This window comes from Burkholderia sp. L-4, assembly GCF_056856535.1.
Window position 1 is genome coordinate 2797405 of record NZ_JBXEOX010000002.1, and the last position, 21114, is coordinate 2818518.

The following is a 21114-nucleotide window of genomic DNA, read 5'->3' on the forward strand; positions in this document are numbered from 1 at the left end:
CGCGGCCGCGCGTCACTTCAGCCCGCCCGCAAACCCGCGCAGCAGATAGCGCTGCACATAGCCGGCCACGGCCAGCGTGGGCAGCGACGCCATCAGCCCCGCGCTCATCAGGTCGCCCCAGTCGATGCCGTTCTCCGTCACGTAGCCGGCAATCGCGAGCGGCAGCGTGAAGCGGCTCGGTGTCGACACGAACAGCAATGCGATCAGAAACTCGTTCCATGCGGCGATGAACACGAAGATCGCGGTCGCGATCAGCCCCGGCGCGCACAACGGCAGCACGATCTGCACGAGCCGCCGCGCGAGCCCCGCACCGTCGATGCAGGCCGCCTCTTCGTACTCGATCGGCACTTCGCGAACGAACGCGAGCAGCATCCAGATCGCCATCGGCAACGCATAGATCTGGTACGCGAGCATGAGGCCGAACGTCGAATCGAGCAGGTGCAGCCGCTTCGCCAGTGCGAACAACGGCACCGCGATCGTGATCGGCGGCATCAGCTTCAACGCCAGCACGAGCACCAGGAACAGCAGGTCGAGCCGCGCCGGAAACCGCAGCCGCACGAGCGCATACGCGGCCGGAAACGCGAGCGCCAGCGCGAGCAGCGTCGTGCCGAAGCCGACCAGCAGCGAATTGAGCAGCGGCGCACCGATGCCGTTGGACCACACCGACGCGAAATGCTCGAGGGTCGGCGCGGCCGGCCAGATCCGCAGCGGATGATCGAGGCGTTCGAGCGTCGGCATGAAAGCCGCGCCGGCCATCCACAGGCAGGGCAGCAGCAACAGCACGAGCGCGACGACGCGCAAACCCCACGGCACCGCGCGACCGAATGCGGCGCCCGTGCGTGGGCCCGTGACGCGTGCGGGATGCGCCGTCATGCGCGCCGCTTGCGAACCGTCTGCCATACGTACCCCGAAACCAGCACCGCGGATGCCGCGAGCATCAGCACCGACGCGGCGCTGGCCGGGCCGACGTTGAAGAAGCGGAAGCCCGTGTCGTAGATATAGGTCGACAACGTCTGCGTCGCATTGCCGGGGCCGCCGCCCGTCAGCGCATAGACCTTGTCGAACAGCTTGAACGTATCGATCGAGCGCAGCAGCAGCGCGAGGCCGATCTGCGGCGCCGCGAGCGGCAGCGTGATGTCGCGCAGGCACTGCCACTCGCTCGCGCCGTCGGTGCGCGCGGCCTCGTACAGCTCCTGCGGAATCGACTGCAGCCCGGCCAGCACGATCAGGAACGCCATCGGCGTCCACTGCCAGACGTCGACGAGCGCGAGCGACCAGAGCGCGAGATGCGGATCGGACAGCCAGCGCACGCCTTCGATGCCGAACGCCGCGAGCAGCGTGTTCAGGAAGCCGTCGAAGTTCAGCCAGTTGCGCCAGATCGCCGAGCACACGAGCGTCGACAGCATCATCGGCAGGATCGCGAGCGGCAGCGCGATGCGCCGGCCCGGAAACGCCCGCACGAACAGCAGCGCGAGACCGAAGCCCAGCGCGACTTCGGCGAGCGACGCGACGATCGTGAAGCGCAGCGTGTTGCCGAAGCCGGCCGCGAACGCGTCGTCGCCGAGCACCGCGCGGTAGTTCGCGAGCCCCGTGAACGCGCGGCGCCCGGCCGAGTAGTCGACCTGACAGAACGAATCGATCAGCACCTGCGCGACCGGATACAGCGCGAGCGCGGCGAGCACCAGCAGCGCAGGCCCGAGCAGGGCGACGAACGGCAGGCTGCGGCCGAAGGACTTCATGCGCGACCTCCGGCCACCGGGTTGACGCGGGCGGTCACTTGCCAGCCGCGGCCGTCGCCTGCGCGATCTTCTGCTGCGCCTGGCGCAGCGCGGCGTCGGGGGCGGCCTGCCCGGTCAGCGCGAGCTGCAGCTGGTCGCCGAGAATGCTCTCGACCTGCTGCCAGTCCTTCACGCGCGGCCGTGCGCGGCCGGCTTCGAGCGCCTTCAGCTGATCGGGATACCAGCGGTACTGGCGCACCAGCGCCGGATCGTTGAACACGCTGCGGCGGGTCGGCGGAATGCCGATGCCGGCGAGGCGCGTCTGCGTATCGCGCGCGGTCAAGTAAGCGAGGAAGTCCTGCGCGAGCTTCGCGTGCGGTGCGTCCTTCGGAATGCCCATCTGCCAGATGCCGAGCATCGGCGCCGGGCCGGCGGTCTGCCCGGGCGGTGGCTGCAGCGCGATCTGCCCGACCACGCGCGACTGCTTCGGATCGTCGAGCGCCGGCACCCACGCCGGCCACACCTCGATCGACTGCGCGGCCGTCCCGCGCTGCAGCGCGTCGCGCACTTCCGCGGCGCCGTACACGTCGACGTCCTTCGGTGCGGACGCCTTCAGCGCGAGGAACGTCTTCAGCGCGGCCTGCGCTTCGCGCGAATCGATCGTCACGTTGCCGGCTTGGTCGAACACGTCGCCGCCGTACGCCCACAGGATCGGCAGGAAGCCCGTCACGACGGGATTGCCCTTGGTCCCGCGAAACACGACGCCCGACACGCTCTTGTCCGCGCCGCCGACGGTCTGCGCGATCTTCAGCACGTCGTCCCAGTTGCGCGGCGGCTGCAGCTTGTATTTCGCGAGCAGGTCCTTGCGGTACGCGAACATCTCGACGTTGCCGACGATCGGGAGCGCGTACAGCGCACCGGCCGCGTTGCGGCCGAGCGCGACGGCGGACGGCACGAGATCGGCGTCCGCGAGCGATGCCGGCAGCGGCTTCAGCCAGCCGTTGCCGATGAATTCGGGCGCCCACGTGTCGTCCATCATCACGAGGTCGTACGTGCCGGTGCCTTCGCGCATCGACAGCTTGAGCTTCTGGTACAGGTTCGCGTTCGGCAGCTTGAGCAGCTCGATCTCGGTGCCCGGATGCAGCTTGTTGAAGCCGGCGACGGCGTCGGCCAGCCCCTTGCCGTAAATGTCGTCGCGGCCCGCGATGACGAGATCGGCCGCAGCGGCGTGCGTGGCGGCGAAGGACAGCGCAAGGGCGGCGGACAGCGCGCGCAGGCGGCTCAGCAAGGTCATGAGGTCTCTCTCGTTCGGCGTGGTGGCGGAGCGGCCAGGCGTTGCACACGTGTGCAACGCGGGTGACGCGGCTGGCCGCCGGATGCGAACGCCATTGTTCACGCCGATCGTTAAGAATTTATGGCACACGGCGGGAACGGCCGCCGCCGCGCCCGGCTGCCCCGCCCCGCCTGCCGCTCCGCGCCTGCGCCCCGGTCAGAAGTTCACGCGGATCCCGGCCATCACGGCCAGTTGCCGGCTCGCGTTGCTGTTCGCGAGCACCGGGATCTGCGCGTAGTTCACCGCGTTGCCGTTCGCATCGGTGCCGAGCCCCGTGCCGCTGGCGATCTGGCCGATCGCGACCGCGTACAGCGCGGTGCGCTTCGACAGGCTGTAGTTCGTGCCGACATTCACCTGATGAAAGCGCGTCGTGCCGCGCCCGTCGGTATGGGCCGCGTTGAAGATGTACGCGACGCCGCCCTGCAGCGCCGGCGTGAACATGTACGTGACGTTCAGCTCGCCGATGTCGAATGTGAACGCCTGCGTGCGCGGCTGCGCGGCGGTCGAGAAATAGCGGCTGTCGCCGAGGCGCGTATGCGTGTACGTCAACGCGACCGTCGCCGCGCCGAGCGCGACCGAGCCGCCCGCGCCGAACGCGCGCATCGAGCCCGCATCCTGCAGCAGGCAGTACATCGCGCCCGCGTTGCTGCACGCGAAATCGCCGATGTAGCCGCTCGCGCCGCCGAGCGCCGCGTCGAGCGGCTGGTGCAGGTCGAGATAGCCGACCGAGAAAGCCACCGGCGCACGCGTGTACGTCGCGGCCACCGCATAACCGCGCTTCGCGGAAAAGTCGCCGGCCTGCCCGCCGAAGCTGAACGTGCCGCCGAACGTGAGCCCGTGGAAATCGGCGCTGGTGAACTTCACCGCGTTGTTGAAGTTGAATGCGGCATTCAGGTTGTCGACGTCGCCGAGATGCGAGCCGTACGGCGTCGCCCAGTTGTTGCTCGACACGTACGCGCCGAGCATGTCGGTGTACGAGTCGTACTGGCGGCCGAGACCGAGCGTGCCGATGCCGTCCTGGCGCAACCCCACCCACGCCTGCCGGCTGAACGCCGTGCCGCCCTGCAGCGCCTGCCCGTTCGCGGACAGGAACTGCTGCTCGAGCGTGAACACCGCGTCGAGCCCCCCGCCCAGCGGCTCGGCGCCCTGGAAACCGAAGCGCGACGGCACGAGGTTGCCGCCGCCCATCTGCCATGCATGGCCGCCGCCCGTGCTGCCGTCCGCACGCGTGAACTGCTGGTTCGTCGAGTAGATGATGCCGGTATCCACGGTGCCGTACAGCGTCACGCTTCCCGAGGTCTGCGCGTGTGCGTGCATGCAACCCAGCGTCGCCGCGGCTGCGGCCAGTCGTCGTCCGATTTTCATGTCCCGCCCTCTGTGTTCATCGATTCGCAGTGCAAATCGATGGCGTTGTCGATATGGGTGACGGGACTCTATCCAGCGAAAATTCAGGACCTCTATCGCAAATCGGCAAACGGTGGATTGCACTGCCCGCGACGCTGCCCGGCGGCGCCGTCGCGGGCAGCGCGCATCATTCGGGGCGCGTCGTCTGGGAAGGCAGTTCGCCGAACAGGTCGCGATACTCTCGCGCGAAATAGCCGAGATGCGTGAATCCCCAGCTCGCGGCGGCCTCGCCGACGCCGAGCTGCTGCGCCGACGTCGTGCGCAGCATGCGGCGCACCGCGTTCAGCCGGATCGTGCGCAGGTAGCCGACCGGCGTGACGTCGGCCACGCGTTGAAAACTCGTCTGCAACGTCCGGCGGCTGCAGCGCAGCGCGCGGCACAGTTCGAGCACGGTGACGGGCTCCTCGGGCCGGTCGCGCAGATGCTTCTCGCAACGGCTCACGATATCGCTGTAGGTGGCATGCGTGATGTCGCGGCGCTCGACGCCGATACCCTGCTCGAGGGCATCGAGGAACATGCCGAGCATCGCGTCGCGGAACATCTTGCGCGTGGCCGCGTGCTCGAGGTGGCCCGGGTTGCGCTGCGCGTCGTCGATCAGCGCCGACAGCCGCACGCCGAGCGCAACGCCCTGTTCGTCGGACAGCCGCGTCACGTGCCGCAGCTTGCGCGCGCCGGCCGCGCCGAATTCGGCCTCGCACAGCTCGTCGACCATGTCGGACGCCGCGCTGATCCCGACGAGCCCCATTCCTTCCGGCGTGTGGAATTCGAAATCCTCGCCGGCGCGCAGCGCGAGCAGCGCATAACCGTCGACCGGCTGGCCCTGGAAGGTACCCGCGAGCGGGACGGACAACGGCACCGCGAGCGACGTGCGCCCGGCCGGCGCAAGCCCGGTTTGCGCGACGCGCCGGTTGGTGGTTTCGCGAAAGAAGTGGAAATCGTCGTACAGCACCTGCGTGACGGTGCCCTTGAAGGGGCCGGGCGTCATCTGGCGGTAGACCTGATGCCAGCCCGCGATCGCGAGCCCGTGATCGTGCACGTCTTCGTGTGAGCGTGACTGGAACAGCATCGGCATCTCCGGTAAAACCCTTGGTCCTGGATGCGGCCGCCGGATTCGCACGGCACGCAGCGCCACAGCTTACCCTCGCAAAATCCTGCGTAGTGCGGTTTCGAACGCAAGCAAGGCCGCCGACAGCGCGGCGGCCTGCTCGCCGGTCAGCCGGACGTAGCGGCGAAACGACGGCATCCGGTTCACGACCTCGCTGCCGCCGAACGGCACGATCGCGAGCGTCCAGCGGCCGTCGCGCGCGCCGATCGTGCACTCGGTCAGGTGCAGCGGCCGCAGCGCGTCGACCAGCGACGGCTCGGCGACCAGCGCGGTCAGCGTGTCAGCGAATACGGGGTCGCATTCCGAGTCGCGTACCCCGTCGATCCCCGTCCGGCGCAGCCAGCCGGTCTGCCGCACGCGGGCGCTACCCTGCGCGGCCGGCCCGCGCACGGTCGCGGCCACCTTCACGCTGACCGTATGCATCAGGAACTGCCGCTCGACGCGCTCGTCGACACTCACGCGCACGCCGTTCGGCAGGCACGCCGTGGCGCCGCCCATATCGTCGGCCTCGCGCGCGGCCTGCAGGTCGGCCAGCACCCGCGCGGCGATCGCGCCGGGCCGATGACCGGGCGGCGGCGCGTCGGGCGCCGCGCGCCAGCGGGCGAGCGCGGCCTTCACGACGCAACGTGCTCGTTGCGCAGCACTTCCTCGACCGGCACCGGCCTGAACGGATGCCGGCGCTGCACGACGAGCGTCCAGAACAGCGCGTACAGCGCGGTGAGCCCGAGCATCGCGCCGAACGGCACGTAGATGTCGCGCGCGTTCATGCCCGGCGGCGTGATGTACCAGATCGCGAGCACGATGCCGACGCTCGACACGATCTGCGGCAGCGGGAACAGCGGCGACCGGTACGGGCGCGGCAGGTCCGGGCGGCGGATGCGCAGCATCACGACCGATGCCGTGACCAGCAGGTACGCGGTGCCCCACGCGCAGGTCGCGGCGAGCACGAGGTGCAGGATGCTGTCGAGATTGCCGTTGATCAGCCACGCGTGGAAGATCGGCACGATCGCCGCCGCCACGATGCCGACCACGGGCGTCTTGAAGCGCGGATGCAGGTATGCGAAGCAGCGCGGCAGCGCGCCGTCGATCGCCATCCCGTACAGGATGCGCGGCAGCCCGGCCATCAGCGTGTTGATCGTCGCGGCGCCCGCGCACAGGAACGCGATGCCGAACCACACGCGGCCGAACGGGCCGAGCACCTGCAGCGCGAACGCGGGAATCGCGCCCGGCGTGTCGAGCAGGTGCGTGAGGCCGTCGGGGCTCACCGGCACGTTCGCGACCTGGCGGCGGATCGCCGCGCCGTACAGGAACATGCAGATCGCGACGCCGACGAGGCCGAGCGCCATCGCGCGCGGAATCGTCCTGCCCGGCGCCTTCATTTCCGGCGCGAGCGGCGTGACGAACTCGCAGCCGACGAACATGAACATCGCCATCCCGACGAGCGACAGCACGGCCGGCACCGACGTGCCGACTTCCGAGCCGCCGAACCAGCCGTCGAGATGCACGGCGGGCGCGGCCGCGAGACCGAGGATCCCGAAGATCATCAGCGACAGCCACATGCCGGCCGTCAGCACGATCTCCAGCTTGCTGAACACCTTGATGCCGACGATGTTGGTGACCGCGAACGTGACCACGAGGCCGACGCCGACGAGCCACGAGCTGTTGTGCTTCTCGAACGCCGCGTTCAGCGATTCGAAGTTGACCAGCGCCATGATGCCGCTCAGGATCGTCTCGGCCGTGCCGGCGAACACGTGCACGAGGAAATACGCGGAAATCGTGCCGGTGATCGCCCAGAAGCGGCCGAGCCCGCACGACAGATAATCGTAGACCGAGCCGGCCGTCGGCAGCATCGCGGCGGCTTCGGAGAACGTGGTGGCCTGCGCCTGCATCATCACGAACGCGATGATCATCGCGACCGCGAACGCCCAGCCGCCCATCCCGAAGCCCGACGTCGCGGTGAGGATCACCGGGCTCGCCATGATGAGGCCGACGGCGCTCGCCAGCGCGGTCGGAAAACCGACCGCACCGGCCTTCAGCGCGGTGCCGCCGCCCGCTTGCGCCGGCGAGCCGGCGGACGTGTCGCCCGCGGCGCCGGAAACGCCTGACCATCCCGACATCTTCGTCTCCTTCCAGTGCTGGCCCGAACCCGCGCTTCGTCGGCGGCTGGTGCCAAATTTGCCTTGCGATCGGCCCGGGGCGGCGCTTCAGCGCTTCGTTCCCGGACCCCTGTCGATCACGGCGTGATCCGATGTCGAAAAAATACGCAGGCAAAAAAACCAGGTCATAGCGCAAATCGGCAAACCCGCGGCGGCGTTCGCGCGTCCCGCCGCCGGTTTGCCTTCATGCGGCTACGCCGTCACGCGAACGGCACGGCCTCGAAGCCCGTCGCGAGGGCGTCGACGATCCGGTCGAGCTGCTCGCGCTGGATCACGAGCGGCGGCGACAGGATGATCTTGGTGCCGACCGGGCGCACCAGCACGCCGTTCTCGCGGACGACTTCCGCGACCGCGTTCGCATAGCCTGACAGCGGGTCGATCGGCTCGCGCGTGTCCTTGTTCGCGACGAGGTCGAGCGCGAGCATCAGCCCCTTGCCGCGCACCTCGCCGACCGCCGCGAAACGCTCCGCGAACGGCTTCAGCGCCTCGAGCAGATACGCCCCCTGCTTCGCCGCATTCGCCGGCAGGTCCTCCTTCACGACGATGTCGAGGCTCGCGATCGCGGCCGCGCATGCGACCGGGTGGCCCGCATACGTGTAGCCGTGCATGATCGCGCCGCCGAAATCGGCATTCGCCGCGAATGCCTCCTCGATCCGCGCGTTCACGACCGTCGCGCCGAGCGGCACGTAGCCCGACGAGATCCCCTTCGCGAGACACATGATGTCCGGACGCACGCCCCAGCCGCGGCTGCCGAACAGGCTGCCGCTGCGGCCGAAGCCCGTCACGACCTCGTCGGCGATCAGCAGCACGCCGTAGCGGTCGCACACCTCGCGCACGAGCGGCCAGTAGTTGGCCGGCGGCACGATCACGCCGCCCGCGCCCTGGATCGGCTCCGCAATGAACGCGGCGACCGTGTCGGGGCTCTGGAACTGGATCTCGCGCTCGAGCAGTTCCGCGCAGATCCGGCCGAGTTCCTCGGGATCCTGCGTGAACGGGTTGCGGTACAGCCACGGCGTCTCGACGTGGAAGCAGCCGGGCAGGTTCGGTTCGTAGTTGCGGCGGAACACCGTGTTGCCGTTGACCGACGCGCCGCCGAAGTGCGTGCCGTGATAGCCCTGCTTCAGCGAAATGAACTTCGTGCGGTCGGCCTGGCCGCGCACCTTCCAGTACTGGCGCGCGATCTTCAGCGCGGTCTCGATCGAATCGGAGCCGCCCGAGCTGTACAGCACGCGGCGCATCCCTTCGGGTTCGAGCATGTCGATCACCTTCTTCGACAGTTCTTCCGCGCGCGGATGCGAAATGCCGTCGAACAGCTGGAAGTATTCGAGCTCGTCGAGCTGGCGCACGATCGCGTCCTTCACCTCCTGGCGGTTGTGGCCGACGTTCACGTTCCACAGGCCCGCGACGCCGTCGACGAGCTTGCGGCCCTGTTCGTCGAACACGTAGCAGCCGTCGCCGCGCACGATGCGGATCGGCTTGCGCTGCTTCATCTCGTTCGGGTGCACCATCGGGTGCCAGAATTTCGCTTCGTTGTAGCTCATTGCAATCTCCACTGTCGGATCGTTTGAACCTGGGTCGTTCGGATTCGGGGGCCGCGCCGCGCGTCAGTGCGCGATGCAGACGGATTTGGTTTCGGTGAAGCCTTCGATCGCGTACTGGCCGAATTCGCGGCCGATGCCCGATTGCTTGTAGCCGCCGAACGGCATCGACGGATCGAGCGGGATATGGCAGTTCACCCAGACGGTGCCGGCCTCGATCTGCGGCACGAGGTTCATCACGCGCTTCAGGTCGTTGCTCCAGACGCTCGCGGCAAGGCCGTACGGCGACGCGTTCGCGAGACGCACGGCGTCGGCCGCGTCGTCGAACGGCACCACGACGATCACGGGGCCGAACACCTCGTCGCGCACGATCGCGCTGTCCGGATGCGGATCGGCGATCACGGCCGGCTTCACGTAGTAGCCGGGCAGGTCGTCGGCCGGCGTGCCGCCCGCGAGGAACGTGAGGCCCGCGCGGCGCGCGCCTTCGATGTGCTGGACGACCTTGTCGCGATGATGCGCGGACACGAGCGGATTGATCTGCGCGGTCGTGTCGAGGCCCGCGCCGAGCTTCATCGACTGCGCGACGCCGGCGAGGCCGTCGGCGAGCTGCGCGAACTTGCTGCGGTGCACATAGAGGCGCGACGCGGCCGCGCACACCTGCCCCTGGTTGAAGAACGCGCCGGCGGCGACCCCGTCGAGCGCCTGCGCGACGTCGACGTCATCGAGCATCACGATCGGGTTCTTGCCGCCGAGCTCGAGCGAGAAACGCGTCATGTTCTGCACGGCCGCCGCGCCGACCAGCTTGCCGGTCGCGGTCGAGCCCGTGAACGAGATCTTCGCGATCGACGGGTGGCTCGCGAGCGCCGAGCCGCAGACGCGGCCGCCCGTGACGACGTTGAACACGCCGGGCGGCACGCCGGCCTCGCGGGCGAGTTCGGCGAGGCGCAGCGCGGTGAGCGGCGTTTCCGGCGACGGTTTCAGCACGATCGTGCAGCCGGCCGCGAGCGCGGGAATCAGCTTCCACACGGCGATCATCAGCGGGAAATTCCACGGCACGATCGCGGCGACCACGCCGACGGGCTCCTTGCGCGTGTAGGCCGTATAGCGCGCGCCGGGCGGGAACGGGATCGACACGTCGAGCGTCTGGCCGGTGATCTTGGTCGCCCAGCCTGCCATGTAGCGCACGTATTCGACGCTCGCGCCGACCTCGATCGCGCGCGACACGTGGATCGACTTGCCCTGGTTCAGCGTTTCCAGCTGGGCGAGCGTCTCGGCGTCGCCTTCGATCAGGTCGGCGAGTTTCAGCAGGATGCGTTCGCGGTCGGCCGGGCGCAGCCCGCTCCATACGCGCGTGTCGAACGCGCGCTTCGCGCTGGCGACCGCGCGGTCGACGTCGCGAGCGTCGGCGTCCGCGACCGTCGCGAGCCGCTCGCCCGTCGCGGGGTCGTACACGTCGAGCCGCGCAGCCGATTGCGCGGGCTGCATGTCGCCGTCGATGAAGAGGCCGAAATCGCGCGCGACGAAGGTGCGCACGGTGTCGCTGACGGCGACGAAGTTCGTGTTGCTCATGGGCGTCTCGATGATTGTCGTGGCTGGACCGCGTGCCGGTGAGGCACGCGGGCGTCGGACCACTGTATCGACGAGGGATCGCGCCCGGTGAGCGCAAATTGGCAGCGCGTGACGGAAGGCGGCGGGTTCGAACCCCGCGGGTCGGATGGCGGGGCGTGACGGAGGAACCGACCGGCAGGCTAGTTCTTGAAACCCTGCGACATCGACGCGAGGAAGTCGTATGCCTGGTAGTCCAGCCAGTACACCCCGAGTGCCAGCGGGATCAGAAAATACAGCGAATCGTACGTCCCGCTTCGCACGGTTCTGACGATGAAGATCGGCAGCGCAATGCTCAACGCGACGACCACCAGCGAAGCGGCAGTGAGTGCGACATCCATTTTCCCGGCCCTTTGATTGTTATCGAAACGACGATCGTGCATGGTACTGCACGACGTCGGGGCCCCGCTTGCAGGACGACTACAGAAACAGCGCCCCGACCAGTTCGGTACGGTTCGACACGCCGAGCTTGCGATACATGCGCATCAGGTGGGTCTTGATCGTCGGTTGCCCGAGCGCGAGATCGCGCGCGATCTCCTTGTTCGAGCGCCCGTCCCGCACGAGGCGCGCGATCTGTTCCTCGCGATAGGTAAGCCGCTCCTCGCAGCCGATCCGGTGGATCCCCCGCCGCGCGCGCAGCAGCGGGCCCAGCGCGGCTTCGGCCATCGGCTGCAGCCGCGCGAGCGCGTCGATTTCGCCGGGCGCGAACCGCCCTGCCGTGCTGTGGCCGGACGCGTCCCCGGTCCCGAAACGCAACAGCGAAAACGCGCCGATCGTGCGGCCCGCGTCGCGCAGCCAGATCTCGACGACGTCGGCCACGTCGTGGCGCCGCAGGAAACGGGTCCAGTACGCGGACGCCTCGCGTCTTTCGTCAGGCAATTGGGAGGCGAGCGTCACGACCGCGCGCTCACCGGCCGCGCAGCGCGACGGATGCAGCGGATCGAGCATCCGGTAGCGGGCGACATAGGTGCGATGCATCGATTCCGGCATCCCGAACAGCTCGAAATCGGCCGGTTCGCCGCTCTGGTCGAGCCGGTAGAACACGATCGCGGACGGGCTCGCGAACGCGTCGAACACCTCCACGCACACGCGCAGCGCGCGCGGCCAGTCGGCGGCGGCGTGATCGACGGGAACGGATGGGGTCGGCATGGTGGAATCGGCGGCGGGCGAACGGATCGAATAGCGAAGTCCGGGCCAGCCTACCGGCGCCGAAAAGCGCCGGTGAGCACAAATCGGCAAATCGTCCCGGACCGGCCACGGTGGCCGGTCCGGCCGGGACGATACGCGCGCGACGATGCGCGCGCCATCATTCAGCGCGCGTTCGCGGAGAACGTGTCGCAGGCGCTCACCTCGCCCGATTCCATCCCGCGCCGCAGCCAGTACACGCGCTGTTCGCTGGTGCCGTGCGTGAAGCTTTCCGGCACGACGTAGCCTTGCCCCTGCTGCTGCAGGCGATCGTCGCCGATCGCGGCGGCCGCCTTCAGCCCCTGCTCGAAATCGCCGGGCTCCATCAGCCGCTGGTTGGCGCGCTGCGCATTGTTCGCCCACACGCCGGCGAAGCAGTCGGCCTGCAGCTCCATCCGCACCGACAGCGCGTTCGAGCGCGCCTGGCTCGACCGGCGGCGCGCCGCATCGACCTTGTCGGAAATGCCGAGCAGGTTCTGCACGTGATGGCCGACTTCGTGCGCGATCACGTAGGCCTGCGCGAAATCGCCGCCCGCGCCGAAACGCTTGCGCAGTTCGTCGTAGAAGCCGAGGTCGATATACACCTTGCGGTCGGCCGGGCAATAGAACGGCCCCATCGCCGTCTGGCCCGTGCCGCAGGCGGTCGGCGTCGAGTTCGTGAACATCACGAGCTTCGGCGCCTGATACTGCGCGTGCAGCTGGGTCGAGAAGACGCCCGTCCACGTGTCCTCGATGTTGGCGAGCACCTTGCGCGTGAACACCGCGCCCGGATCGGCGGCCGGCGCGCCCTGGCGTTGCTCCGGCGCGGGTTGCGCCTGCTGCTGGCGGCCCTGCAGCGCCGACGCGCCCTCGAGCACCACGCGCGGGTCGATCCCGAAGAAATACGACGCGGCCAGCGCGACCACGATCGTGCCGATGCCGATCGTCGCACCGCGCCCGCCGCCGAAACCGCCGGCGCCGCGGCGATCCTCGACGTTCATGCTTTCTCTTTCGTCGTCCAGCCTCATTGCCGGCCCCTCCCTGTCCTTGTCGATGGTCCGGCCGCGCCAGCGCGCAACCGGGCGATACGTCGCGACGACTCGATCCAGCGGCGGACGCGATCCCCGCGCAGCGGATGCACGCTCGCGCCGTTCCTGCCGGCCCGCCGCGCCGCTCGCACGACGGAATCGGCCGGCCGACGCGCCGCGCGTCGATGCGCGCGTACGCCCGCGCTATTTTGCCGGGCTTTCGCGACTTATCCCAAAAATGTGGAGGATAGAGCGATTCGGCGCCGGACATCGTCAGCCTTTGCAAAATGGGCAGGACCGAACCGGCCGGCCGGACGGCCTTCATTCATCCTTTCGGCGGATACCGCCACGTGCCGGCGCCGCCTAAAGTGGCCGCTCACGACACCTTTCCGGAGAACGACATGACGCACCCGCCCTCCCGCACGATCGCGATCACCGGCGCGGGCACCGGCATCGGCGCCGCGTGCGCGCGCCGCTTCGCCAGCCGCGGCGACCGCGTCGTGCTGATCGGGCGCCGTCGGGCGCCGCTCGACGCGCTGGCCGCCGAAACGGGCGGTCTCGCGCTCGCGGGCGACGCCGCGAGCACGGCCGACTGGGCCGGCTTCCTGCCGCGGATCGCCGAACGCTTCGGTCACGTCGACGCGCTCGTCGCATGCGCGGGCGGCCACGGCACCGGCCGCGCGGACGAAACCGACGATGCGCGGTGGCGCGACGCGATGCACGCGAACCTGGACACCGCATTCGTCAGTGCACGCGCGTGCCTCCCCGACCTGATCGCGCAGCGCGGCAGCATCGTGCTGGTCGCGTCGATCGCGGCGCTCGCGGCCGGGCCCGGCGTATGCGGCTACACGGTCGGCAAGCATGCGCTGCTCGGGCTCGCGCGCTCGCTCGCGCGCGACTATGGCCCGCAAGGCGTGCGCGCGAACGCCGTCTGCCCGGGCTGGGTCCGCACGCCGATGGCCGACGCGGAAATGGAGCCGCTGATGGCCGCGCACGGCGATTCGCTCGACGGCGCGTACGCCCGCGTCAGCGCCGACGTGCCGCTGCGGCGGGCGGCCGATCCGGACGAAATCGCGGCCATCTGCGCGTTCCTCGCGTCGCCGGATGCGTCGTTCGTCACCGGCGCGACGCTCGTCGCCGACGGCGGCGCGATGGCCGTCGACGTGCCGACGCTCGCGTTCGACCGGCTTTGATGCAAGCCGGCACACCGCCCGCGTGACACCGGGTGGCGGCCGGCGAGTCGGCCGCCGGCCGCCCGTACCCGCGACGACACACGCGGCGCCCGTCCGTTTCCCACCCCGGAAATCCGCTACCATCGACCGATCCCGCCGCCGCTCCCGGCCGGCCTCTGCGTTCGGACATCGATGAACATCCGGTTTCTTGAAACCTTCGTCTGGCTCGCGAAGCTGGAAAACTTCCGGCTCACGGCCGAAAAGCTGCACACGACGCAGGCCGCCGTGTCGAGCCGCATCGCGTCGCTCGAGGAGGCGTTCGACGTGCGCCTGTTCGACCGCAACACGCGCTCGGCCACCCTCACGCCCGCGGGGCGGCGCATGCTGGCCTATGCGGAGCGCATCGTGCGGCTCGACGGCGAAATGCGCCGCGACATCGATGCGGCGAGCGACGCGGGCCTGATCCGGATCGGCGTGATCGAATCGATCGTGCACAGCTGGTTCCCGGCGTTGATGGCGCAACTGCGCGAGCGCTATCCGCGCCTCGACGTCGAGATCACGAGCGACACGACGCTGCACCTGACCCGTCTGCTCAGCACCGACGGCGTCGACCTGATCCTTCAGACCGACCCGGTGCCGGGCCCCGACTTCACGAACCTGCCGCTGTGCGAGTTCCCCGTACGCTGGGCCGCGAGCCCGCGCCTCGGGCTCGGCGGCCAGCCGCTCGACGTCGCGCGCCTGGCCGGGTTTCCGATCATCAGCTTCTCGCGCCACTCGGGTCCGCATGCGACGATCGAGCGCCTGTTCGCGGCCGTCGAGCGGCCGGCCAGCATCAACTGCATCACGTCGGTCGCCGCGATGATCCGCCTCGTCGCCGACGGCTTCGGCGTCGCCGCGCTGCCGCCCGCGATCATCGGGCGCGAGTTGCAGGAAGGCGCGCTCGAACTGCTCGACGTCGAACCGGAATTCCCCGCGCTGCCGCTCGTCGCGACGTACCGCAGCCAGGGGCTGCCGGTGGCCGCGCGCATCGCCGAACTCGCGAGCGAAGTCGCGCGTGCAACGGCCCCGGCTACGAGCTTCGCAAAGCCTGCCGCCCCGGCCGCGCCCGATCGCATCGACACGGCGGCGGCACGCAAGACAAGCCGGACGACAACAGCAACGCCGACAAAAACGAAACGCACGACGCGAGCCGCACCGGCGTCCCCCGCCGCGACACGCCGCCCGCGCCGCTCATAAGAAAACCTGTTCACCGCGAATTTGTTTTCTTGTTGGACGGGCGCGGCCCGTCTTCGGGACACTGCGGTTCCTGACACCCCCGTCACAAGGAACCCCGCGATGACCCGCCTTTCCCTCCCGCACGGCCAGCTTTGCGTCTGGACGGATGTCGACCCCGCGCAGGAAGCCGACTTCAACGCGTGGTACGACCGCGAGCACATGCAGGAACGTGTCGCGATTCCCGGCTTCACGCATGCACGGCGCTTTCGCGCGACCGACGGCGGCCCGCGCAAGTACCTCGCGCTGTACGTGACGGAGGCGCTCGACGTGTTCCGCGGCGACGCGTACCGCCGCGCGTTCACGCAGCAGACCGCCTGGTCGCTCGCGAACTTCGAACGCATGACGGGCACGCAACGGCGCGTCGGCGAGCTGACGATCGAGGCCGGCGACGGCGAAGGCGCGCATCTCGCGCTGTTCGTGCTGCCGCCGCAGCACATCGACGTGCCGCCACTGCGCGCGCGCTTCGACGACGCGCTGCACGAACCGGGCATCCACGCCGCACGACTCTTCCGCACCGCACCCGACCTGTCCGCGCCGATCGGCGCGGATGCGGCCGCCCGCCCGGCCGCCGATGCACTCGTACTGGTCGAAGGCAGCGACGCAGCCGTCACGCGCCGCGTGGCCGCCGCGCTCGCCGGGCACGACGACGTCCGCACGTTCGACCTGCTGTGGCGCGCCGCCGCGCCGCCGCGGGTTGCGCACCGTGACGCCGAAGCCGAACCGGCCGCCGCGGCCGCATTGCCTGCCTGAACGCCGACACCGGCGCTCGCCGCACCGCACGCGGTCCGCACGCCGGTCCCTCTCCCGTCATCCGTCACGACCCGCCCGATACCATGAGCACTCTCGCCCAGCCCGCCGCCCACGCGCCCCGCCGCGTCCGCACCCGCCGACTCGCGACCGCGAGCATGATCGGTACGTCGCTCGAGTGGTACGACTTCACGATCTACAACACGCTCGCCGCGCTCGTTTTCAATCACCTGTTCTTCCCGTCGGTCGATCCGCTGGCCGGCACGATCCTCGCGTTCTCGACCTATGCGGTCGGCTACGTGTCGCGCCCGCTCGGCGGTTTCGTGTTCGGCAACCTCGGCGACCGCATCGGCCGCCGCGCGGTGCTGATGCTCACGCTCGTGCTGATGGGCGTGACGACCGCGCTGATGGGTGCGCTGCCGACCTACGCGCAGGCCGGTATCCTGAGCCCGGTCCTGCTCGTCGCGCTGCGCTTCGTGCAAGGCGTCGCGCTCGGCGGCGAATGGGCCGGCGCGGTGCTGCTGTCGGTCGAGCACGGCGACCAGAAGCGGCGCGGGCTGTCCGCGTCGTGGACGCAGATCGGCCCGTCGTTCGGCACGCTGCTCGGCACCGGCTGCATCGCGCTCGTGACGCTGTCGACCACGTCCGACGCCTTCCTGTCGTGGGGCTGGCGCGTGCCGTTCGCGGCCAGCGCGCTGCTCGTCGTGTTCGGTTTCTGGCTGCGGCGCGGCGTCGACGAAACGCCGCAGTTCGAGCAACTCGCCGAATCGCACGCGACCGCCGACGTCCCCGTCGCCGACGTGCTGAAGTATCACTGGAAGCGTCTGCTGATCGCGGGCGGCTCGCGGATCGGCTCGGACGTGCTGTATGCGCTGATCGTCGTGTTCACGCTGACCTACGTGACGACCGTGCTGCACCTGTCGCGCCCCGTCGCGCTGACGGCCGTGATGATCGGCACCGCGTGCAACGCACTCGCGGTGCCGTTCTTCGGCGCGCTGTCGGACCGCTTCGGCCGCCGGCCCGTTTATCTCGCCGGCGCGCTGGCCGGCATCGTGTGGGCGTTCGTGTTCTTCGCGATGCTCGATTCGGCGCGCCCCGGCGCGATCGTCGCGGCGGTTGCGGTCGGTCTCGTGATCCATGCGGTGATGTATGGCCCGCAGGGCGCGTTCGTGACCGAACAGTTCCCCACCCGCGTGCGCTATGCCGGCTCGTCGCTCGCCTACACGCTCGCGGGCATCGTCGGCGGCGGCTTCGCGCCGCTCGTGATCGCCACGCTGTTCCGGCAGACGGGCACGACAACGGCCGTGTCGCTGTACGTCACCGCCGCGCTCGTCGTCACGTCGATCGCGCTGCTCGCCGCGCGCGAGACCGCGCACCGGGCTCTCGAGGATTGAGCGCCGCCGTCAGCCGATTCATTGCTTCGCACTTCAAATGGATATCCGCATGCAAGCCCTGTCGTTCAACGTGATTTCCCTGCAAGATGCACCGGCCGCCGTCGACGTCGACATCGAGCGCGTCGTGATTGCCGGCTGGGCCGGCCGCGACCCGGCCGCGATCCAGGCGCATATCGACGAACTCGCGGCGCTCGGCGTCGCGCCGCCGTCGACCACGCCGTGCTTCTATCGCGTATCGTCCGCGCTGCTCACGCAGGCGCCGTCGATCGGCGTGCTCGGTACACGCTCGGGCGGCGAGATCGAGTGCGTGCTCGTCGACAGCCCGGCCGGCACGCTCGTGACGGTCGGGTCCGATCACACGGATCGCGAGGTCGAGGCGTACGGCGTCGCGGTGTCGAAGCAGGTATGCGCGAAACCGCTCGGCCGCGATGCATGGCGGTATGCGGACGTCGCCGGTCACTGGGACGCGATCGAGATGCGTGCGTGGCTGATTGCGCGCGATGGCGAACGGGTCGCGTACCAGCACGGCGCGGTGAGCGGCCTGCTCGCGCCGGACGTGCTGTGGCGGCGTTTCGACGACCGCCGCACGATGCCCGCGCGCTGCGCGATGTATGGCGGGACGGTCGCCGTGCATGGCGCGATCGCGGCGATGGGCGACGGCGATGCGTTCGAGATGGAACTGCACGATCCGGTGCTCGGGCGCAGCCTGCGGCACCGGTATGCGGTCGAGGTGTTGCCGGTCGTGGCGTAACGGCAGCGGAAAACCGCACGGGACGCGCGCGGCGGCGCTCGGCCGGCGCGCCCGTTCCTACCTGTACGATTCAAAGCAGCGGTAGTCCGGGAAGTTGAACTGCGAGTTGTCGCAGTACAGCACACCTGCCAGGTTGGTACACCCGCTCAATGTGAACACGATTGCTCCCGCAACCGACGCTTTCCATCCGAATTGCCACATCGCGCCCCCGTTTTCGCATGATCGGTATCACCGACATGATGCGCATCGGACGTGCGCGGGTATGTGGAGAATTGTTGTCCCGCGGGTGCTTCAATGCGCGACGGCGCTTTCCCGTGCCCGGGCGAAGCCCGTCGCAAGGGCCCAGGCTCACTTGAGACACCCCAGCCCCGCCAGCGTCGCCTCCACCGCCGTATCGAGCGGCGTCACCGGCTCGCGGCCGAGCACCGCGGTGACGCGCGCGTTGTCCATCCGCAGCGGCTCGCGCCACAGGTAACGCATCTCCAGCATCTCGCGCAGCGTCGTGACGAACGGCGCCGCCGCCCACACGAGCCACCACGGAAAGCGCCGCACCACCGGGCGCGCCCCGTGCCGTTGCGCGACGCGCTGCACGGCCTGCGCCATCTGCGTGCCGTCCGCATCCCAGTGCCCGCCCAGATGAAAACGCGCGAACGGCTCCAGCGCATCGCGCCGTTCGATCAGTTCGACCATCGCGCGGGCGGCGTCCGGCAGGTACGACCACTGATGGCCGACGCCCTGCCGCCCCGGTACATTGACGGTCGCGACGGGCCGTCCGGGCTTGATCAGCCCCTGCGAGAACCAGTTGTTGCGGGCGCTTGCCCCGAAGAAATCGCCCGCCCGCACGATGATCGTGCGCACGCCCCGCGCGGTCGCGTCCTGCAGCCGCCGCTCCATCTCGACGCGGATCGCGCCCTTGCGGGTCGCCGGATGCTGCGGCGCATCCTCCCGCAGCAGCGGGAACGCATCCGCGCCATAGTTGTAGACGGTCCCGGGCAGCACGACGGTCGCCCGCGCCCCCGTCGCCGCCGCGATCGTGTTGTCGATCATCGGCAGCACCTGGGTCGGCCAGTTCCGGTATCCGGGCGGATTCACCGCATGCACGATTACGCTGCAGCCGCGTGCGGCACGGACCACCGCGTCGCGATCCAGCGCATCGCCGCGCATCCACACGATGCCGTCGCGCTCCACGACCTCGGCATCGAGCCCGCGCTTGAGCGCACGCACGTGCCAGCCTGCATCGCGCAACTGCCGCGCGACTTCCCCGCCAATCCCGCCGCTCGCACCGAGCACGAGTGCCTGCCGGTGCGCCATGCCTGTATCCGTCGTCATCGCCGCTCTCCTTGAATGAACCATCGTGAGACGCATTCTGGCGTGCCGGCGACTAACAATAAATTGCCTAACCTCGAAGATCAGCTATACATTTATGTATGACCGTCGATCTGAACTGGGAACGCTACCGGACCTTTCTCGCCGTGCTGACGGAGGGCTCGCTTTCCGGCGCGGCGCGCGCGCTCGGCATCACGCAGCCGACCGCCGGCCGCCACGTCGCGGCGCTCGAAGCCGCGTTCGGCCAGACGCTGTTCACGCGCTCGCCGTCGGGCCTGCTGCCGACCGAGGCGGCGCTTGCGCTGCGCGGCCACGCCGAAGCGCTGCGCAGCGCGGCGGCCGCGTTCGAGCGCGCGGCCGCGAGCCACGGCGCGGGCGTGCGCGGCATCGTGCGGATCTCGGCCAGCGACGTGATCGCCGTCGAGGTGCTGCCGCCGATGCTCGCGCGGTTGCGGCGCGAGCATCCGGGGCTTGTGATCGAACTGGTGCCGACCGACCGCATCCAGGACGTGCTGAAGCGCGAGGCCGACATCGCGGTGCGGATGGCGCCGCCCGCGCAGGAGGCGCTCGTCGCGCGGCGCATCGGCGAAATCGAGGTCGGGCTGTATGCCCGCGACGACTACCTCGCGCACAACGGGACACCCGCGACGATCGATGCACTCGCGCATCATGCGCTGATCGGCTTCGATACGGTCACGCCGTTCATCCGTTCGGCGGGGCGCGGGATGCCGTCATGGAAACGCGACGCGTTCGCGCTGCGCACCGACAGCAACCTCGCGCAACTCGCGATGATCCGCGCCGGCTACGGAATCGGCTTCTGCCAGTCGGCGCTCGCGAAACGCGACGCCCGGATCGTGCGCGTGCTGCCGGACGCACTCGCGATGCGGCTGGAAACCTGGGTCGTGATGCACGAGGACCTGCGGACGAGCCCGCGCTGCCGTGCCGTGTTCGACGCGCTCGCCAACGGGTTGCGTGCTTATGTCGATGGCGAAACCGCCGAGTAGACGGCGGCTGGCGTGAATCGCGCGGGCCGCGCTATTCGTAGCTTTTTCCGGCGAACAGGATGTCCGCGAGACGACGCCACGGGTTCTCGGGCACGTCGTAGAACCGCAGCCCTTCCTCCGACGCCTCGGCCCAGTCGACCATCGCCTCCAGGTACTCGCCGATCGAGCGGTTTTCCCAGCCGAGCGCGCCATGCGCGTACGGTGACGGCGGCATGTCGGCCTCGAGCTGCCGCTCCTTGTGCCAGTCATGGCCGAGCACGCGCAGGAAGTGGATCAGCGAGCGCTCGTCGACCACGCGCTCCAGCGCATCCTGCAGCCTTTCGGCCATCTGGTTCTTCAGATCGTCGTTCATGCCTGTGGTCCCCTGGCGCGCCTCTCGGATACGCGCCGCCGC

Annotated in this window: 20 protein-coding genes; 6 read left to right on the plus strand and 14 right to left on the minus strand. The window is 69.5% G+C overall.

Annotated elements, in window-relative coordinates:
• Positions 1-12: 12 nt before the first annotated feature.
• From AC1VVG_RS29475 to ypfJ, 12 genes are all read right to left on the minus strand, one after another.
• Positions 13-900: a carbohydrate ABC transporter permease gene (locus AC1VVG_RS29475; RefSeq protein ID WP_482837062.1), complete on the minus strand. Its 888-nt coding sequence runs from the start codon at positions 898-900 to the stop codon at positions 13-15.
• Positions 870-1739, minus strand: coding sequence for a carbohydrate ABC transporter permease (locus AC1VVG_RS29480; RefSeq protein ID WP_034189469.1), 870 nt, complete (start codon positions 1737-1739; stop codon positions 870-872). The genes AC1VVG_RS29475 and AC1VVG_RS29480 overlap by 31 nt, the downstream gene beginning before the upstream one ends.
• Positions 1740-1773: 34 nt before the next feature.
• A complete protein-coding gene (locus AC1VVG_RS29485) occupies positions 1774-3012 on the minus strand; it encodes an ABC transporter substrate-binding protein (protein ID WP_175028389.1) in 1239 nt (412 codons plus the stop codon).
• 195 nt (positions 3013-3207) lie between these two features.
• The gene (locus AC1VVG_RS29490) at positions 3208-4416 is read right to left on the minus strand and encodes a porin (RefSeq protein WP_034189467.1); all 1209 of its coding nucleotides are present in this window, start codon (positions 4414-4416) and stop codon (positions 3208-3210) included.
• A gap of 166 nt (positions 4417-4582) precedes the next feature.
• Positions 4583-5521: a helix-turn-helix domain-containing protein gene (locus tag AC1VVG_RS29495; RefSeq protein WP_034189533.1), complete on the minus strand. Its 939-nt coding sequence runs from the start codon at positions 5519-5521 to the stop codon at positions 4583-4585.
• A gap of 69 nt (positions 5522-5590) precedes the next feature.
• Positions 5591-6178 (minus strand): DUF3156 family protein, encoded by a 588-nt coding sequence (locus AC1VVG_RS29500; protein ID WP_034189466.1) that lies wholly within the window; start codon positions 6176-6178, stop codon positions 5591-5593.
• Positions 6175-7677 carry an APC family permease gene (locus AC1VVG_RS29505; protein WP_034189465.1) on the minus strand — a complete coding sequence of 501 codons (1503 nt, stop codon included), beginning with the start codon at positions 7675-7677 and terminating at the stop codon, positions 6175-6177. Before AC1VVG_RS29505 ends, AC1VVG_RS29500 begins: the two co-directional genes overlap by 4 nt.
• Before the next feature lie 239 nt (positions 7678-7916).
• Positions 7917-9257 carry an aminotransferase class III-fold pyridoxal phosphate-dependent enzyme gene (locus tag AC1VVG_RS29510; protein WP_482837065.1) on the minus strand — a complete coding sequence of 447 codons (1341 nt, stop codon included), beginning with the start codon at positions 9255-9257 and terminating at the stop codon, positions 7917-7919.
• Positions 9258-9320: 63 nt separating this feature from the next.
• A complete protein-coding gene (locus tag AC1VVG_RS29515; protein ID WP_034189463.1) occupies positions 9321-10823 on the minus strand; it encodes an aldehyde dehydrogenase family protein in 1503 nt (500 codons plus the stop codon).
• A gap of 179 nt (positions 10824-11002) precedes the next feature.
• Entirely contained in the window at positions 11003-11200 is a 198-nt protein-coding gene (locus tag AC1VVG_RS29520; protein ID WP_034189462.1) for a hypothetical protein, read from the minus strand.
• A gap of 79 nt (positions 11201-11279) precedes the next feature.
• The gene (locus AC1VVG_RS29525; RefSeq protein ID WP_482837067.1) at positions 11280-12008 is read right to left on the minus strand and encodes a helix-turn-helix transcriptional regulator; all 729 of its coding nucleotides are present in this window, start codon (positions 12006-12008) and stop codon (positions 11280-11282) included.
• Between the two features lie 161 nt (positions 12009-12169).
• Positions 12170-13051 carry a KPN_02809 family neutral zinc metallopeptidase gene (gene ypfJ / locus AC1VVG_RS29530; protein ID WP_034189460.1) on the minus strand — a complete coding sequence of 294 codons (882 nt, stop codon included), beginning with the start codon at positions 13049-13051 and terminating at the stop codon, positions 12170-12172.
• Between the two features lie 401 nt (positions 13052-13452).
• Between ypfJ and AC1VVG_RS29535 the strand changes: the two genes are divergently transcribed.
• The 5 genes from AC1VVG_RS29535 to AC1VVG_RS29555 all read left to right on the plus strand — a co-directional run bounded on the left by AC1VVG_RS29535 (position 13453) and on the right by AC1VVG_RS29555 (position 18390).
• Positions 13453-14244: an SDR family NAD(P)-dependent oxidoreductase gene (locus AC1VVG_RS29535; RefSeq protein ID WP_059556760.1), complete on the plus strand. Its 792-nt coding sequence runs from the start codon at positions 13453-13455 to the stop codon at positions 14242-14244.
• Between the two features lie 171 nt (positions 14245-14415).
• Positions 14416-15459 (plus strand): LysR family transcriptional regulator, encoded by a 1044-nt coding sequence (locus tag AC1VVG_RS29540; protein ID WP_482837068.1) that lies wholly within the window; start codon positions 14416-14418, stop codon positions 15457-15459.
• Positions 15460-15558: 99 nt separating this feature from the next.
• On the plus strand, positions 15559-16248 hold the full coding sequence (locus tag AC1VVG_RS29545) for a hypothetical protein (RefSeq protein WP_482837070.1): 690 nt from the start codon (positions 15559-15561) through the stop codon (positions 16246-16248).
• Between the two features lie 83 nt (positions 16249-16331).
• The gene (locus AC1VVG_RS29550) at positions 16332-17639 is read left to right on the plus strand and encodes an MFS transporter (RefSeq protein ID WP_049033354.1); all 1308 of its coding nucleotides are present in this window, start codon (positions 16332-16334) and stop codon (positions 17637-17639) included.
• A gap of 49 nt (positions 17640-17688) precedes the next feature.
• Entirely contained in the window at positions 17689-18390 is a 702-nt protein-coding gene (locus AC1VVG_RS29555; protein WP_034189531.1) for a DUF2848 domain-containing protein, read from the plus strand.
• A gap of 348 nt (positions 18391-18738) precedes the next feature.
• Here AC1VVG_RS29555 and AC1VVG_RS29560 read toward each other — a convergent pair whose 3' ends face one another.
• Positions 18739-19719: an NAD-dependent epimerase/dehydratase family protein gene (locus AC1VVG_RS29560; protein ID WP_482837072.1), complete on the minus strand. Its 981-nt coding sequence runs from the start codon at positions 19717-19719 to the stop codon at positions 18739-18741.
• 98 nt (positions 19720-19817) lie between these two features.
• On the opposite strand from AC1VVG_RS29560, the gene AC1VVG_RS29565 reads away from it, so the two are divergent.
• A complete protein-coding gene (locus AC1VVG_RS29565; RefSeq protein WP_482837074.1) occupies positions 19818-20720 on the plus strand; it encodes a LysR family transcriptional regulator in 903 nt (300 codons plus the stop codon).
• Positions 20721-20751: 31 nt separating this feature from the next.
• Here the strand turns inward: AC1VVG_RS29565 and AC1VVG_RS29570 are convergent, their stop codons facing one another.
• Positions 20752-21072 carry a DUF7660 family protein gene (locus AC1VVG_RS29570; RefSeq protein ID WP_482837075.1) on the minus strand — a complete coding sequence of 107 codons (321 nt, stop codon included), beginning with the start codon at positions 21070-21072 and terminating at the stop codon, positions 20752-20754.
• Between the last annotated feature and the right edge of the window lie 42 nt (positions 21073-21114).